Annotated in this window: 15 protein-coding genes; 2 read left to right on the plus strand and 13 right to left on the minus strand. The window is 32.4% G+C overall.

The window, feature by feature from the left end:
- Positions 1 to 23 precede the first annotated feature (23 nt).
- A complete protein-coding gene (locus Q0678_RS07940) occupies positions 24 to 1,211 on the plus strand; it encodes a pyridoxal phosphate-dependent aminotransferase (RefSeq protein WP_299056324.1) in 1,188 nt (395 codons plus the stop codon).
- A gap of 102 nt (positions 1,212 to 1,313) precedes the next feature.
- On the opposite strand, the gene ftsZ is transcribed toward Q0678_RS07940, so the two are convergent.
- From ftsZ to mraZ, 13 genes are read right to left on the minus strand one after another with little or no spacing between them, the layout of a single operon-like run.
- Complete coding sequence (gene ftsZ, locus Q0678_RS07945) at positions 1,314 to 3,227, minus strand: cell division protein FtsZ (RefSeq protein WP_299056327.1); 1,914 nt, start codon at positions 3,225 to 3,227, stop codon at positions 1,314 to 1,316.
- A 36-nt stretch (positions 3,228 to 3,263) separates the two neighbouring features.
- Positions 3,264 to 4,598 (minus strand): cell division protein FtsA, encoded by a 1,335-nt coding sequence (gene ftsA, locus Q0678_RS07950; RefSeq protein WP_299056330.1) that lies wholly within the window; start codon positions 4,596 to 4,598, stop codon positions 3,264 to 3,266.
- 7 nt (positions 4,599 to 4,605) lie between these two features.
- Positions 4,606 to 5,331 (minus strand): cell division protein FtsQ/DivIB, encoded by a 726-nt coding sequence (locus tag Q0678_RS07955; protein ID WP_299056333.1) that lies wholly within the window; start codon positions 5,329 to 5,331, stop codon positions 4,606 to 4,608.
- Positions 5,332 to 5,334: 3 nt separating this feature from the next.
- On the minus strand, positions 5,335 to 6,672 hold the full coding sequence (murC, locus tag Q0678_RS07960) for a UDP-N-acetylmuramate--L-alanine ligase (RefSeq protein ID WP_299056335.1): 1,338 nt from the start codon (positions 6,670 to 6,672) through the stop codon (positions 5,335 to 5,337).
- Positions 6,669 to 7,763, minus strand: coding sequence for an undecaprenyldiphospho-muramoylpentapeptide beta-N-acetylglucosaminyltransferase (gene murG, locus Q0678_RS07965; protein WP_299056338.1), 1,095 nt, complete (start codon positions 7,761 to 7,763; stop codon positions 6,669 to 6,671). Before murG ends, murC begins: the two co-directional genes overlap by 4 nt.
- Positions 7,747 to 8,931, minus strand: a complete 1,185-nt coding sequence (locus Q0678_RS07970; RefSeq protein ID WP_299056340.1) for an FtsW/RodA/SpoVE family cell cycle protein — start codon at positions 8,929 to 8,931, stop codon at positions 7,747 to 7,749. The genes murG and Q0678_RS07970 overlap by 17 nt, the downstream gene beginning before the upstream one ends.
- A gap of 51 nt (positions 8,932 to 8,982) precedes the next feature.
- Entirely contained in the window at positions 8,983 to 10,317 is a 1,335-nt protein-coding gene (murD, locus tag Q0678_RS07975) for a UDP-N-acetylmuramoyl-L-alanine--D-glutamate ligase (protein ID WP_299056342.1), read from the minus strand.
- Positions 10,318 to 11,544 carry a phospho-N-acetylmuramoyl-pentapeptide-transferase gene (mraY, locus tag Q0678_RS07980; protein WP_299056345.1) on the minus strand — a complete coding sequence of 409 codons (1,227 nt, stop codon included), beginning with the start codon at positions 11,542 to 11,544 and terminating at the stop codon, positions 10,318 to 10,320.
- A 7-nt stretch (positions 11,545 to 11,551) separates the two neighbouring features.
- Positions 11,552 to 13,015, minus strand: a complete 1,464-nt coding sequence (locus Q0678_RS07985) for a UDP-N-acetylmuramoyl-L-alanyl-D-glutamate--2,6-diaminopimelate ligase (RefSeq protein ID WP_299056347.1) — start codon at positions 13,013 to 13,015, stop codon at positions 11,552 to 11,554.
- A 1-nt stretch (position 13,016) separates the two neighbouring features.
- Positions 13,017 to 14,978, minus strand: a complete 1,962-nt coding sequence (locus Q0678_RS07990) for a penicillin-binding protein (RefSeq protein WP_299056613.1) — start codon at positions 14,976 to 14,978, stop codon at positions 13,017 to 13,019.
- 59 nt (positions 14,979 to 15,037) lie between these two features.
- On the minus strand, positions 15,038 to 15,364 hold the full coding sequence (locus Q0678_RS07995; protein WP_299056349.1) for an FtsL-like putative cell division protein: 327 nt from the start codon (positions 15,362 to 15,364) through the stop codon (positions 15,038 to 15,040).
- Between the two features lie 30 nt (positions 15,365 to 15,394).
- Positions 15,395 to 16,294 carry a 16S rRNA (cytosine(1402)-N(4))-methyltransferase RsmH gene (gene rsmH / locus Q0678_RS08000; RefSeq protein ID WP_299056352.1) on the minus strand — a complete coding sequence of 300 codons (900 nt, stop codon included), beginning with the start codon at positions 16,292 to 16,294 and terminating at the stop codon, positions 15,395 to 15,397.
- On the minus strand, positions 16,281 to 16,748 hold the full coding sequence (gene mraZ / locus Q0678_RS08005) for a division/cell wall cluster transcriptional repressor MraZ (RefSeq protein WP_299056355.1): 468 nt from the start codon (positions 16,746 to 16,748) through the stop codon (positions 16,281 to 16,283). The genes rsmH and mraZ overlap by 14 nt, the downstream gene beginning before the upstream one ends.
- A gap of 202 nt (positions 16,749 to 16,950) precedes the next feature.
- Between mraZ and Q0678_RS08010 the strand changes: the two genes are divergently transcribed.
- Entirely contained in the window at positions 16,951 to 17,715 is a 765-nt protein-coding gene (locus Q0678_RS08010; RefSeq protein ID WP_299056357.1) for an alpha/beta hydrolase, read from the plus strand.
- The last annotated feature ends 5 nt before the right edge of the window (positions 17,716 to 17,720 follow it).

Consider the following 17,720-nt stretch of genomic DNA (forward strand, 5'->3'; position numbering starts at 1 on the left):
ATAACAACACACAACTAAGTAACATGAAACAACTTTTATCAGACAGAATTAATAGTTTACCTGTCTCGCAAACACTTGCAATGGCTGCTAAAGCTAGAGAACTTAGAGCCGAAGGAAAAGATATTATTGGCTTAAGTTTAGGAGAGCCAGACTTTAATACACCAGATTTTATTAAAGACGCGGCAATTAATGCAATTAATGAAAATTACAATTCATATTCTCCGGTAGATGGCTATGCAGAATTAAAAGAAGCAATTTGTGTTAAATTTAAAAGAGATAACAACTTAACATACACACCCAACCAAATTGTAGTATCTACAGGTGCAAAGCAATCGATTGCAAATATTGCTCAAGTATTATTAAACCCTGGAGATGAAGTATTATTACCAGCACCTTACTGGGTAAGTTATTCTGCGATTGCAACTTTATGTGAAGCAAAATATGTAGAAATACCTTCTTCTATAGACAATGATTTTAAAATAACACCAGAACAGTTAGAGGCCGCTATTACGCCAAAAACTAAAATGATTTTCTTTAATTCGCCAAACAACCCAAGTGGTACTATCTATAGCGAACAAGAATACAGAGCGCTGGCTAAAGTGTTAGAAAAACATCCACAGATTTTTATTTTATCTGATGAAATATATGAGCACGTAAATTATGACTGCAAACCTTTTAGTTTTGCACAAATAGAAAACATGTTCGATAGAACCATTACCGTTAACGGTTTGGCAAAAGCATTTGCAATGACTGGTTGGAGAGTTGGTTATATTGGTGCACCAGAATGGATTGCTAAGGCATGTACAAAAATGCAAGGGCAAATTACATCGGGTACAAACTGTATTGCACAAAGAGCTGCTATTACAGCAGTATTAGCACCTGTTTCTAAAATTCAGTATATGGTAGACGAGTTTAAAACTCGTAGAGATATCATTATTAGTTTATTAAGAGAGATTGAAGGCTTTAAAGTAAATGTACCAGAAGGTGCTTTTTATGTTTTTCCTGATGTTTCTGCTTTTTTCGGAAAAACAGTTAATGGAGTAAAAATAGAAAACGCAAGCGATTTTGCTTTATTTATCTTAGAAAAAGCTAATGTTGCTACCGTTACCGGAGAAGCTTTTGGTGCACCAGACTGCATTAGAATCTCTTACGCTGCCTCTGAATTGCAAATAAGAGAAGCTGTTAAAAGAATTAAAAAAGCTTTAAGTTAATTTAAAAAACAGCTATTATTGATGTTTCTTAAATACTAACAAAGTAAAATGCCAAATCTAATAGATTTGGCATTTTTAATTTATAAACTATGTAAAGTAAGATTAATCTACATTATCGTGTAGAAAAGAGTTATTAGTTTTTAAGTTAATCTCGTCTGTATCTTTGTTAATAGAGGTTTTGTCTTTACTTATAGCCGTATTTGTATTTAGATCTACACCCAATCTTTTGTAGGCAGGCTGTCGTTCAATTTCATCAATATTCTTATTCATTTGATCATTAAACTTGTAGTTAAAGCCTTTCATTTTATTACGACGCTCTTCTGCCCTTTGTTGCAACTCTGTAATGGTTAAATCTAAAGGAGAAACCTCTTCACTAATCGTTTCTATTTGATTGATGCTAGCTTGCGAAATTTTAGTCTTTAACTCAAACTGAACCTCCTCTTCTTTTGGGGTATCATTAATAATTGCAGAACTTTTACCAATAGTTGGCTGTGCATCAAAATCTTCTAAAACATATCTTTTAGGAGCTTGTGTATTTTCGAATACAATTTCTTTTGCATCAATTACATCTATATTTTTAACCCTTTCTAAAGCATCATCTTCTAAATTAAAACGAACCTCTTGTGTTACAGACTCTTCTTCTTTTTGATTGCTTAAAGGCAAGTCGAAAAATAAGTTAGGTTCTTCTTCTTCAACCATTTCTGATACTTGTGTATTATTATCTTCTACAACTGGCGTAACATCTGTAATAACAAAATCATCTTCGATAGCATTAGACAAAACAACTTCATCAAAAACAACCTCAATATTAGCAATTTCATCTGTCATTGCAACTAAATCCATATTAGAAGAAGGTTTAACTTCTGCTTCATCTTCTAAGTTATAGACTATTTTCTCTTCACTTTCTTTAGTTAAAGGCTCTTCTAAAGTAGGTACTTTAGCTATTTTATTTTCACTAAAATTATAGGTTGCTTTTTGCTCATCTTCTAAAGTGTGAACAATTTTCTTAACTTCGGTATTTGTAATTTCACTCTGTTGATCTGCGGCAAAACCAGTTGCAACTATCGTTACGGCAATTGCATCACCCAACTCTTCATCTTCACCAATACCCATAATTATATTAGCATCATAACCAGCTTCATCTTGAATATGGTCATTGATCTCTCCTATTTCGTCTAAGGTTACTTCATTACTACCAGAAACTATCAAAAGTAAAACGTTTTTAGCCCCAGTAATTTTATTGTCATTTAATAAAGGAGAATCTAATGCTTTAATAATAGCTGTTTTAGCTCTAGTTTGCCCCTCTTCTTTAGCAGAACCCATAATTGCTGTTCCACTGTTAGAAAGTACTGTTTTGGCATCGTGTAAATCAATATTTTGTTTGTAGTGATGTGTAATTACCTCTGCAATACCACGAGACGCTGTAGATAAAACTTCATCTGCCTTAGAAAAACCAGCTTTAAAACCTAAATTACCATATACTTCTCTTAGCTTATTGTTATTAATTACGATAAGAGAATCTACATTTTGGCGAAGTTGATCGATACCTACTTGAGCTTGTTTGGCACGTCTTCTTCCTTCAAAAGCAAAAGGTATTGTAACAATACCAACGGTTAAGATATCCATATCTTTTGCTATTTTAGCGATAATTGGTGCTGCACCAGTACCAGTACCACCGCCCATACCTGCAGTAATAAAAACCATTTTGGTTTGGGTATTTAACAACTGCTGTATTTCTTGCATACTTTCTTTTGCTGCCTGCGCACCAACTTCTGGATTTGCACCAGCACCTAAACCTGAAGTTAAATTAGCCCCTAATTGTATTTTATTAGGTACTGGGCTATTTTCTAAAGCTTGGGCATCTGTATTACAAATTACAAAATCTACCCCTACAATGTGTTGGGTAAACATGTGATTTACTGCGTTGCTACCACCACCACCTACACCAATTACCTTAATGGTATTCGATTGGGTTTTTGGCATATCAAATGAAATGTTATCAAATTCTTGGCTCATAATAACGTATCTATTCTATTGTTTGTTCTTTTATTTTTATTCTGCGTTGTCTAAAAAATCTTTTAAACCATTGGTAAACTTCTCGAAAAAAGAAACTTTCTTTGGTTTTATAGGCTTTGCAACTTTAGCAACTTCTTCTTGTATTTCTGTTTCTTCTATTGCTACCTCTTTTTCTGTAACAGTTTCTATAACGGCTTCTGGCTCATTAGAGCCTTTTTCTAAACCTTCCATTAACAAACCAACAGCTGTCGCGTATGATGGACTTGATAATACATCATCTGAATCTCCTGCTAAATGCTCGTTAGGAAAACCTATTCTAGCATCCATACCAGTTATGTACTCTACTAACTGCCTCAAATGCTTTAATTGTGCACCACCACCTGTAAGTACAATTCCTGCAATTAGTTTTCCTTTTGCAGTTTCATGTCCATAATTTTTAATCTCTAAGTAAACATGTTCAATAATTTCTTGAACTCTAGCATGAATTACTTTTGATAAATTCTTTAAGGTAATTTCTTTTGGTTCTCTACCTCTTAAACCAGGAATAGAAACAATTTCTGTTTCTTTATTTTCTCCAGGCCATGCAGAACCAAACTTAATTTTTAATAACTCTGCTTGCTTTTCGATAATAGAACAACCTTCTTTTATATCATCTGTAATTACATTTCCTCCGAAAGGTATTACAGCTGTATGCCTAATAATACCGTCTTTAAAAATTGCTAAATCTGTTGTACCACCACCAATATCTATTAACGCAACTCCAGCTTCTTTTTCTTCTTGACTTAATACCGCTGCTGCTGAAGCTAAAGGCTCTAAAGTAATTTCGCTTAAACCTAAACCAGCACTTTTTACACAACGACCAATATTTCTAATGGAAGACACTTGCCCAACAACTACATGAAAGTTAGCCTCTAAACGACCACCATACATACCTATTGGCTCTTTAATATCTGCTTGAGAGTCTACCTTAAACTCTTGTGGTAAAACATGTATAATTTCTTCACCAGGTAGCATTACTAATTTATGAACCTGATTTACTAAATCTTCAATATCATTTTCATCAATAACCTCATCTGCATTATTTCTTGTGATATAATCACTATGATGTAAACTTCTTATATGTTGCCCAGCAATACCAACCACAACCTCATCAATAGCAACACCAGAAACACTTTGAGCTTCATCTACAGCTTGCTGAATAGATTGTATGGTTTGTGTAATATTACTAACAACACCACGCTTTACACCTAAACTTTTTGCTTTACCAATACCTACAACCTCAATTTTATTGTATTCATTTTTACGCCCAATCATGGCAACAATTTTGGTGGTACCAATGTCTAAACCAACTGCTATTTTATTGTTTTCCATTTTTGATTTATTTTGTACACACAACTTGGTTGTGATATTTAACGTTAATCGTTTTATATTTACTTATCGTTTTATCTTCAAATGCTTTGTTATAAAACGCTTTTAACTTACTAAATTTTATATCCATTTTAGACAAATTGCCAAAATCGATTTTATAATTTCCGCTTCTAACAGAAAATTGATACGCCTGATCTCCTTTTTTTTCAATTCCAATAATTTCTTTTTTCAAAAAATTATCAGCTAAAATAAGCTTTAACAAAGGCTGTATTTCAGAAACAGATTCTCTAGTTTTAAAACCGTTTAACAACAAAACTCTTGCAGAGAAATTATCTGATAACGGAAACGCTTCTCCTTGTTTATCAATATAATAAGACCCCTTGTCTAACAAAACTCTTGCCACTGGCACCTTTTGTTTAACTGTTGCTTTTAACAACCCTGTAATACTTAAAAAAACAGAAGCTTTTTCTACAAAAGGATTTTTAGATACTGCATTTTCTAAACCGTATAAATTTATCACAGATTTTGCTTGGTTTTTCACACTTGCAGTATTTTGTATTAACAATTTATCAACCATTGCATGAGTTAAAAAATTATTGTCTTCACCTTCAAATTCTACTACTACTTCTGTAACTTTTTTTATTGAATTCCTATTAGAAGAAAACTCTCCTAAAAGAGCCACAGCAACTATTAACACTGCAAAAACAAAATACTTTAATAGTCTTTTAAATTTCATTTTTTACTGTTTTAAAATTGTTTCTGTTACCTCGTTTACTAGTACTCCAATATCTCCTGCACCCAACATTACAACAATTTTTGACGAAGAATTTTTAATATCTTTTGCTAAAATATTTTTTTTAGTCATTTTTTTATGCGCGCAGGTAACTTTATCCAACAACCACTCAGAATTTACTCCTTCAATTGGCAACTCTCTTGCCGGATAAATATCTAACAACAATACTTCATCAAAATTAGATAGCGAAGAAGCAAAATCGTCAATAAAATCTCTTGTTCTAGAAAATAAATGTGGCTGAAAAACAACCAATACTTTTTGATTTGGATACATTTCTCTAACCGAACTTTCTACGGCATTGATTGCTGTTGGGTGATGCGCATAATCATCAATCAAAACAAAATTATCTGTTTTAATTCTATAAGAAAACCTTCTTTTTACACCTTTAAAACTAATCAAACGTTGCTTCACTTTCTCTAAAGACAAACCATAAACATCTGCCATCGCCAACGCTGCCAAAGCATTCATTACGTTATGACGCCCTGGTAAATGAAACTCTATATTATTAATTGTTGATGTTGGTGTTTTAACATCAAAAATATATCGACCACTTTCTATCTTTAAATTAGATGCTACATAATCTGCATCTTCATCTATAGCATAAGTTAGGCCCTTTAAATTTAAACCTTTAGCAACAATTAATGTATCTGAAACTATGGTAGAAAAATCATTAAATGAAACTTCTAAAGCAGCTGAATCTCCGTAAATATCTAAGTGATCTGCATCTGTAGAAGTAATACAAGCAATATTGGGACTTAGTTTTAAAAAAGAGCGATCAAACTCATCTGCCTCAACAACACTTACCTTATCATCTCCTAAAATTAAATTAGAATTATAATTTTCTGCAATACCTCCTAAAAAAGAAGTTGCATTTACCGCTGCCATAATATGACCCAAAATAGCAGTTGTAGTTGTTTTACCATGTGTGCCTGCAACCGCCATACAGAAAGTATGTTCGGTTATTTTACCTAAAATTTCTGACCTTTTTAAAATAGAAAAACCATGAGATAAAAAGTAATTAAATTGCTTATGATTCTTCGGAATTGCAGGTGTATAAATTATTAACGTAGTGTCTTTATTTAAAAAAGAAATAGGAATGCTAGCAATAGTATCTTCAAAATGAACTAAAGCGCCTAAACTTTCTAATTCAGATATAATACCTGATGGAGTTTTATCATACCCAGCAACATTTTTACCATTGGCAACAAAATAACGGGCAATAGCACTCATACCAATACCGCCAATACCAATAAAAAATATGTTATGTATACTTTTTAAATTCACTTATTTAATATTTTTTCAATCTCGTTAACAATAGATGTTGTTGCCCCAGGAAGCGCCAATTCATTTATATTTTCTGATAAACTTTGTTGTTTCCCTTTGTCTTTTAACAAGGTTTCAAAAACTACCGGAAAAGAAGCTAAATCTTGCTCTTTTAACAAAATAGCACCGTGTTTGTCTGAAATCGATTTTGCATTTTTGGTTTGATGATCTTCTGCTACATTAGGCGATGGTATAAAAATAACTGGCTTACCAACAATGCATAATTCTGACACAGAACTTGCCCCTGCTCTTGATATTATAAAATCTGAAGCCGCATAAGCCAAATCCATTCTGTTTAAAAAAGCATGTACTTGCACATCTTCTAGGTCATTGTTAGCTTTATACTCATCAATATAAAATTTACCACATTGCCAAATTACTTGTACGTCTTGGTCTTTAAAAAAAGACAATTGCTCTGCTACTAATTGATTTACTTTTCTGGCTCCTAAACTACCTCCTAAAACTAAAACTGTTTTCTTCTTCGGATTCAAATTAAAAAACTCCTTTGCTTCTTTAACTTTAGAGTGAATGGTTAACAGATCTTGACGAACTGGATTGCCTGTTTTTACAATTTTATTATTCGAAAAAAAACGCTCTAAACCATCATAAGCAACACATATTTTATGAGCTTTTTTACTTAAAAATTTATTTGTAATTCCTGGGAAAGAGTTTTGTTCTTGTAGTAAAGTTGGCACCCCTTTTCGATTGGCCATTATTAAAGTAGGTCCGCTTGCAAAACCGCCTGTACCAATAGCAATATCTGGCTTAAATTTATTAATAATTATAGAAGCTTTAAATAAACTATGAAGCAATTTAACAGGAAACAATAAGTTTTTAAATGTAAGTTTTCTTTGGATTCCAGAAATCCAAAGCCCCTTTATAGCATAACCAGCTTGTGGCACTTTTTCCATTTCCATTTTATCTTTGGCGCCTACAAATAAAAATTTAGCGTTCGGATAGCGTAACTTTAATTCGTTTGCAATTGCAATTGCAGGATAGATATGTCCGCCAGTACCACCACCAGAAATTAATATGTTAATCGATTGTTTCATGCAATATATCTAAAGGGTTATCATCTAAAATATCTTCTTCTGTTGCTTGTTTAGAAGCACTTACACTTAAAATCATACCTAAAGCAAAGCAGGTCATCCAAATAGAAGTACCTCCACTACTTATTAAAGGCAATGTTTGCCCTGTAACCGGAAATAGATTTGTTGCTACTGCCATATTTATTGTTGCCTGAAAAATGATTGGCAAACCAACACCTAACACCAATAAGGTACCAAAAATTGTAGTTGTATTTTTAACTACCACAAAAATTCTAAATAGTAACAAAAAATAGATAAACACAATTACAAAACCACCAAACAACCCATACTCTTCTATTATAATTGCAAAAATAAAATCTGAAGTAGATTGTGGTAAAAAGTTTTTTTGCACACTTTTACCAGGACCTAAACCAAAAGTTTGCCCTGTTGCAATAGCAATTTTAGCTTTTTCTACTTGATAAGCTTCTTTACCTTCTTTGTCAGAAAAGCTTTCAATTCTACTTTGCCATGTTTGTACCCTATTTGGCATTGCTTCTGGGAATGCTTTGGCTATCAAAATAAAAAATGACAATGCTAAAACACCTGCAGCAATAATAAAACCTATATACTTAATGGGATAACCACCTACAAAAGCCACTGTAATAATCATCACAAAAATGATAGCGGTTGTAGAAAAATTTGCTGGTAATATCAACACTAAAACCATAGCAACAGGCAACCAAAGTTGCCACAAACTTTCTTTAAAATTAACTACCTTTTCTTTATTTCTAGCCAAATAACGTGCTACATAAATCATTAAAACCAAACCTGCAAGTGTTGATGTTTGAAAGCCTATACCTCCAATACGAATCCATCTACTTGCATTTGCACCGCCAATTACTGTACCTTGAGCTAGTGTATAAATTAACAAAACAATTACTATCGGAAGCATTAAAACAGAACCGCCTGAAAAAAATCTGTAAGGAATTTTATGCACTCCATAAATGATTGCAAACCCCATAATTAAAAGAACTACGTGTTTAATTAAATATCCTAAAGTAGAACCAGAACCAACAACATAAACCAAGTTTGTACTTGCACTGTAAACTGGCATAAATGAAAATATTGCCAAAATAGCAACAATTGCCCAAATTGTTTTATCTCCTTTAGTATGTTTAAAAATAGTTTTCATTAATTAAAATTCTCTTTTATGTAGCGCTAATTTTTTTGTGCAATTTTATTCTTATAATGATCGAACAGCATTTTTAAACTGTCTTCCTCTATCTTCATAATTTTCAAATAAATCGAAACTTGCACAAGCAGGAGACAACAAAACAACATCGCCTTTTTCTGCAATTTTAGCAGATACTTTTACCGCCTCTTCTGCTCCAGCAGTTTCTACAATAACATCTACCACATTACCAAACATGTTTACAATCTTTTGATTATCTAGACCCAAACACACAATAGCCTTTACCTTCTCTCTTACCAAAGGCAATAAATCGCTATAATCATTTCCTTTATCTACACCACCAACAACCCAAACTGTTGTTTTTTTCATACATTCTAACGCATAGTAACTTGCATTTACATTTGTTGCTTTAGAATCGTTTATATAATCGACACCTTTAATACTAGCAACATTTTCTAAACGATGTTCTACACCTTCAAAATCCTCTAAACTTTCTTTAATTGTTTGCCTTCTTACTTTTAACAATTGTGCAGCCATTGTAGCTGCCATTGCATTTTTTGTATTGTGTTTTCCTTTTACTGATAATGTAGATAATGACATAGTAAATGTATCTTTATTTAGATTGATGATGATATTGTTATTTTTTAAATATGCCCCGTAAGCCAATTCCTTTTCAATAGAAAAAGGCACCAACGTTGCTTTTGTCTTATGTTCTTTTAGCCAATTTGTAATTGCCGTATTATCTGCATCATAAATGAGGTAATCTGCAGAAGTTTGGTTTTTTGTAATTCTGAATTTAGATGCGATGTATTTATTAAAATCATAGTCATATCGATCTAAATGATCTGGAGTAATATTAGTAATAATGGCTATGTGCACATTAAAAGACGAAATACCATCTAACTGAAAACTACTTAACTCTAACACATAGTTTTTATAATCATTAAAAGCAACTTGTTGTGCAAAACTATCTCCTATATTACCTGCCAAACCAACATTTAAATTTGCATTTTTTAAAATATGATGCAACAACAATGTCGTGGTCGTTTTACCATTAGAACCTGTAATTCCGACGATATTCGAACTAGTATATTGTGACGCAAACTCAATTTCTGAAATAACAGCAATTTGCTTGCTTCTTAACTGATTAACTATTTGCACATTGTCTGGTATGCCCGGACTCTTCATAACCAAATCTGCATTCAAAATCTTACTTTCTGTATGCTTTTTTTCTTCAAAATTAATTTGATTACCTTCTAAAACTTCTTTGTATTTATTTAATATGGCTCCTTTGTCAGAAACAAAAACATCGTACCCTTTTTGTTTTGCCAACAAAGCGGTACCAACACCACTTTCTCCTGCGCCAAGAATAACCAACCTTTTCATTTATCTTAATTTTAAAGTAACGATTGTAAAAACAGCTAATAAAATTCCTACAATCCAAAAACGGACAACAATTTTACTCTCATGATAGCTTAGTTTTTGATAATGATGATGCAACGGCGCCATTCTGAAAATTCTTCTTCCTTCACCAAATTTCTTTTTTGTTATTTTAAACCAAGACACCTGCAGTATTACCGATAAATTTTCGATGACAAAAATTCCGGCCAAAATAGGAAGTAGTAATTCTTTACGAATTGCAATGGCAATAACCGCTATAATACCCCCAATAGTTAAACTTCCGGTATCACCCATAAAAACCTGAGCAGGAAAAGTATTATACCATAAAAACCCAATTAAAGCACCTGCGAAAGCAAGAATAAAAACAGTCATTTCACCGGAATTCGGAATGTACATTACATCTAAATAATCTGCAAAAATGATGTTTCCAGAAACCCATGCAAACAACGCCAATGTAATTACAATAATAGCCGAAGAACCTGCTGCTAAACCATCTATTCCGTCTGTTAAATTGGCACCGTTAGAAATACCTGTAACAATAAAAACGGTAATAAAAATAAAAACTACCCATCCATATTTCTCATACCCATCTCCTAAAAAACTAAAAGCTTTAGAGTAGTCTAATTCATTATTTTTTAAAAAAGGAACCGTAGTTTTGGTAGATTTATGCGCCTCACCAAATACTTTCTTTTTTCCGTTTTCTTGCATTACTTGCTCTGCTAGTGGCAATTGTTCTTTTATGGTTACGCCATCATTAAAATAAAGCATAGAACCTACAATTACGCCCAAACCGATCTGCCCCAAAACCTTAAACTTGCCTTTTAAACCAGCCTTATCTTTTTTAAACACCTTTATATAATCATCTAAAAAACCAATTAAACCCATCCAAAGAGTTGTAATTACAAGTAAAATGATATAAATATTATCTAATTTTGCCAATAGTAACGCAGGTATTAATGTTGCCAAAATGATAATAACACCACCCATTGTTGGTGTTCCCGATTTTTGCACTTGACCTTCTAAACCTAAATCTCTAATAGATTCTCCTACTTGTTTTTTCTGTAAAAAGTCAATAATTTTTTTACCAAAAATAGCTGAAATCAATAGTGACAAAATAAATGCTGCAGCTGATCTAAAAGTGATAAACTGAAACACACTGGCCCCAGGAAAACTAAACTGACTTTCTAAATATTCAAATAAGTAATACAACATTTTCTAGCTATTTTTTAAGTTGATTAAAGCAGTTTTTAACAGTCTCTAAATCATCAAAATGAACGCGAACTCCATTTGTTTCTTGATAATTTTCATGTCCTTTACCTGCTATTAAAATAATATCTTTAGGTTCAGAAAACTTACACGAAGCTTTAATAGCTTGTTTTCTATCTAAAATTGTAATTGTTTTTTTATAGTTTTCTGCAGCAACACCAGCTTCCATTTCATCTAAAATGGTTTGTGGGTTTTCTGTTCTAGGATTATCTGAAGTAAAAATAACTTGGTCACTCAATTGAGAGGCAATGTGCGCCATTTTAGGCCTTTTTGTTTTATCTCTATCCCCACCGCAACCAACAACTGTAATTAACTTCTCATTATTTGTGCGGATATCATTAATGGTTTCTAAAACATTTTTTAATGCATCTGGCGTATGTGCATAATCTACAATAGCGGTAACACCCTCATTAGAAACCACATACTCAAAACGACCACTTACACTTTCTAACTCACTAACTATAGTTAAAATCTGCATGGTATCTAAACCCAATAATTTTGCAGTAGCAACTATTGCGGTTAAATTATAAATATTAAAAACGCCTATTAACTTGGTCCAAACCTCAGTTCCATCAACAGAAATTAAAGTACCAGACAGTTGTTTTTCTAAAATTTTGGCTTTAAAATCTGCTACTGTTTTTAAGGCATAAGAATATTTTTTCGCCTTGGTATTTTGTAGCATATAATCGCCATTTTTATCATCGATGTTTGTCAACGCAAATGCATGCTTTGGCAAACCGTCAAAAAAAGCTTTTTTAACATTTCTGTATTCTGCAAAAGTTTCATGATAATCTAAATGATCATGAGAAAGATTGGTAAAAATACCGCCTGCAAATGTTAACCCTTCTGTTCTTTTTTGATGAATTCCGTGAGAACTCACCTCCATAAAACAAAAATCTACCCCAGCAACAATCATTTTATCTAGATATGAGTTAATTGCAATAGAATCTGGTGTTGTATGAGTTGCTTCATATACATCATCATTAACCAACACCTTAACCGTAGAAAGCAATCCAACTTTGTAACCTGCTTTTTTAAATAATTGATACAATAAAGAAGCAATGGTCGTTTTACCATTGGTACCAGTAACCCCAATTAAAGGCATTTTAGAAGAAGGATTTTCGTAAAAATTAGCTGCCATAATTGCCAATGCAACATTTGCATCTGGCACTTGAATATAAGTAACTTCTCTATTTATTTGCTCTGGCACAACTTCGCAAACAACTACAATAACACCTAGTGATATTGCCTTATCTATATATAAATGCCCATCTACAGTTACTCCTTTTTGAGCAACAAAAACACTTCCTTCTTTACATTTTCTAGAATCGAATTCAATGTTATTTATACGAACATTAGCAGCACCTATTATTTGCGCTACATCTACCTTTTCTAATATGTGTTTTAACTCCTTCAACCTAAGATAATTTTAAAATAACAGTAGCTCCTTTTTTTAATTTCTCTCCTTTTTTTAAAGACTGTGCCTGCACATTTCCAACACCCTTACAAACCACTTTAAGTCCTAAGTTTTCTAAAAAAGAAAGCGCATCCATCCCAGACATCCCTATAACATTTGGCATTTCAGCATACTCTTTGTTAACTTTTACATTGTAACTTTTATAATCATTTTCAATAGCCGCAAATAACACATCATCATTTACAGATTGATTATCTTCTGGCATAGTTGTATAAATTTTCTGAGCAATTTCTTTAAAAACCGGTCCTGCAACTGTAGCACCATAATACCCTTTTTCTTTCTTCGGATCATGAATTACAACAACGCAAGAATATTTTGGATTATCTGCAGGAAAAAAACCAGCAAAAGACGCAACATATCTTTTAGTAGAATAATAACCACCTTGCCATTTGCCGTTTTTATCTTTAGTTCTTGGAATATATTTTTTTGCAGTACCTGTTTTACCTGCCATCGAAAAATTAGAAGAATAAATATTTGTTGCTGTTCCTTTAACAACAACATTTTCCATAATTTTTCTTACTTTCTTTAAAGTTGCATCAGAAGCAATTTTAGAATTCAACACCTCGGTTTCAAAAACTTTTTCAGTCTTATTTTCTTTTCTTAACTCTTTTATAAACCTAGGCTTTACCATTACACCATTATTAGCAACAGCATTGTAAAACATTAAAGTTTGCATTGGCGTAACAGATACACCATAACCCCAAGACATCCATTCTAGAGAAATCTTGTTCCACCCTTTGTCTTTAGGCGTTGGCACCATAGGAGATCCTTCTCCTTTTATCTGAAAACCAATAGGTTTTGTAAACCCATATTTCTCTAGTTTATCAATAAACTTTTCTGGTTGATGATCGTAATGCTTTTTTATTATTTTAACAATCCCAACATTTGAAGAAACCTCAAAAACTCTGGCCGCAGAAATTTTACCATAACCACCTCTATGAGAATCTTCTACCTTAGAACCATGAATAAAAATTCTTCCTTTTTCTGTGTCTACCACAGTAGATGTATCAATTTTACGATCATCTAAAGCAGCCATTAAACTAGCTAACTTAAATGTAGAACCAGGCTCATGACTTTCCCAAACAGCATAATTTCTTTTTTCGTAATAAGTTCCTCTTGAAGTTCTTCCTAAGTTAGAAATTGCCTTTATTTCTCCGGTAGCCGTTTCCATCACCACCGCACATCCATGATCAGCTTCAAAATACGCTAACTTATCTAACAAAGCGTGATGTGTAATATCTTGAATATTTACGTCTATTGTAGTAATTATATCATGGCCATCAACAGGCTCTTTCTCATTAACATCATTAATAGGCTTCCATTGGTTTTTTGCTATTTTCTGTTTCCATCTTAAACCATTTTCTCCTTGCATATAATCTGCAAAAGCACCTTCTATACCTGCTTCTCCTCTAAAATCATCATACCCAATTGTACGTTCGGCTATTTTTCCTATCGGATGCGCCCTAACTGTTTTATGTTCTGCTATAAAACCACCTTTATAAACACCTCTATTAAATATTGGAAATTGCCTCATTTTAAGATAATCTGTATATCCAATATTTCTTGCGATTAACAAATACCTGTTTTTACGTTTTTTTGCAGTTCTTAATTTTGTTTGATAATAACTAACAGAATTCCCCAACATATTTGACAATTCTTTTGAAAGTTGCGCTATATTTTTTTCAAAAACAGCATTATCTACAGCAACAACATCCATTCTTATGGTAAACTTAGACATCGAAGTTGCTAATAAATTACCATCTGCCGCATAAACATTTCCCTTATTTGCATAAATTGTGTCTTGCTTTATGGTAAGCTCTGTAGAAAGTTTTCTGTATTTATCACCTTCTTTATGCTGAATGGTGAATACACGAAAAACTATCAACAACAGAAAAAATGTCATAAAAGCAGCTACGATGTAGAATTTTGTTAGTATGCTTTTTTTATCTGTTGCCAATGTTATTATTTTTTTATGATTACTTTAATTTTTTTAGGTGGAGTTTGCAAGGGAAGCAACCCTCTTCTTTTTGCTTTTTCTCGAATACTAGATTCCATTTTCATTCGCATTAAAATAGTACCAGTATCTACATATTCTGCTCGCAACTCTCTTTTCAACTTATTTAAGTCAGCAATTTTAATTACCTTTTTATCTGCATTATGTGCACTAGAAATCATAATCAACAGCAAGCCAACAACGAAAATAATAATGCGCCAATTTTTAAAAGCAGTTTCATCAGTAAGAAAACTTCCCCTTAAAAAACTATATATCTTTTTTTTTACTTTTGACATCTAAATAGTATTACCAATTAAAAACACCAACTACTGTTTTAAAGTCGCTATTCTTAATTTTGCACTTCGAGCTCTATTATTTATCTTAATTTCTTCTGCCGTAGGAACAATTAACTTACCAACCTTTTGCATAGGCTCGTTACTATTACCAAATACATCTTTCTCTAACTCACCTTTAAACAAACCGGTTCTTATAAATCTTTTTACCAATCGATCTTCTAAAGAGTGATATGAAATTACACTTAGCCTACCGTTTTTATTTAAAAGACTTGGCATCTGCTCTAAAAACTCTTTTAAAACAGCTAATTCTTCATTTACCTCTATTCTAATTGCTTGAAAAATCTGAGCAATTATCTTATGTTCTTTAGCCTTCGGTAAATATCTTTGCAATACTTTACGCAACTGAAAACTAGTATCTATCTTCTGAACCTGACGCTCTTCTACAATTGTTTTGGCTATATTTCTAGAATTCCTTAACTCACCATACAAAAACAATATCTCGGCCAATTTTTCCTCAGAATAATTATTGATAATTTCTTTTGCAGAAATTTTAGACCTCTGATTCATTCGCATATCTAAATCTCCATCAAATCTGGTAGAAAAACCTCTTTCAGCCTCATCAAACTGATGCGATGAAACACCTAAATCTACCAATACACCATCTACTTTTCGAACTCCATTAAATCTTAAAAACCTAGATATATATCTAAAATTTTCAGGTATAAGCACAAAACGCTCATCATCTATACTATTTACTAAAGCATCCGGATCTTGATCAAAACCAAACAACCTACCATTAGCACCCAACCTTTTTAATATCTCTCTAGAATGACCGCCGCCACCAAAAGTAACATCTACATAAACACCATCTTCTTTGATAGCCAAAGCATCTATACTTTCGTGCAATAAAACTGGATTATGATAATTCATCTTCATCTGTATTTCCCATCACCTCTTCTGCTAAATCTGCAAAATCTTGCGCGGCATCATTAATTGCTATTTCGTACTTTTCTTTATCCCAAATCTCAATAATATTCACTGAAGAAGACATTACCACTTGTTTTTTAATACCTGCAAAATCAAATAAATCTTTCGGAATTAAGATTCTACCAGTAGCATCTAACTCTACCATTTTAACACCCGCGGTAAACCTTCTAATAAAGTCGTTATTTTTCTTCTTAAACCTGTTTAGTTTATTCACTTTCTCCATCATCAAATTCCACTCTCGCATCGGATACAACTCTAAACAAGGCTGAAAAACCGCTCTCTTTAAAACAAAACCATCTTGCAACACAGATGACAGCTGCTTTTTAAAGGCTGATGAAAACATCAATCTACCCTTAGCATCTGATTTACACTCATATGTACCGATTAAATTTATCACTTGATAGTTTTATTAATAGAACTCAAAAATAACTAAATTTTACCACTTTTTACCACTTTTTACCACATTGTTAATAAATAAAGGTTTTATTAACAATTAAGTAGACATCTTAAGCTAATAGATTAAAAAAACCATAAGAACTAAAACAATTTCTATTTCATAAAAAAGAATTACATTTGTGGTTAAGCCAATTGAAAAATCAATGACTGATAAGTTAAAAACAGAAGGAAAATTTACATACGCTGAAGCAGGAGAAGGAAAAGCAATAATTGTTTTACATGGATTAATGGGAGCTCTAAGTAATTTTGAAAGCACTTTTAACCACTTTTCTTCAAATGGATATCAAGTCTTAATTCCAGAATTACCACTTTATACTCTACCTCTTATAAAAACTAACGTTAAAAATTTAGCTAATTTTTTAAAAGAATTTATGGAGTTTAAAAAAATAGATAGCGCCATTTTATTAGGAAATTCTTTGGGCGGTCATATTAGCCTTTATTTCGCTAAACATCATCCAGAAAAAGTAACTGCACTTGTTTTAACAGGTAGCTCTGGCTTGTATGAAAAAGCAATGGGAGATAGTTTTCCGAAAAGAGGAAACTACGAATACATAAAAGAAAAGACAAGAGGTGTTTTTTATGACCCTGAAATTGGTACCAAAGAAATGGTGGATGACGTTTTTAAAATTGTAAATGATAGAAGTTCTGTAATACGTACGCTTGCCATTGCAAAAAGCGCTATAAGACACAACATGGCCAATGATTTACCAGAAATGAAACAACCTAGTTGTATCATTTGGGGAAAACAAGATATTGTTACTCCACCAGAAGTTGCTGTTGATTTTAATAAGCTATTACCAGATTCTAATTTATTTTGGATTGACAAATGTGGGCATGCCGCAATGATGGAAAGACCAGAAGAATTTAATCAAATTCTTAGCACCTGGTTAACTTCTAGAAACTTATAGTACTA

Source organism: uncultured Polaribacter sp. (genome assembly GCF_947497125.1).
Lineage (GTDB): Bacteria > Bacteroidota > Bacteroidia > Flavobacteriales > Flavobacteriaceae > Polaribacter.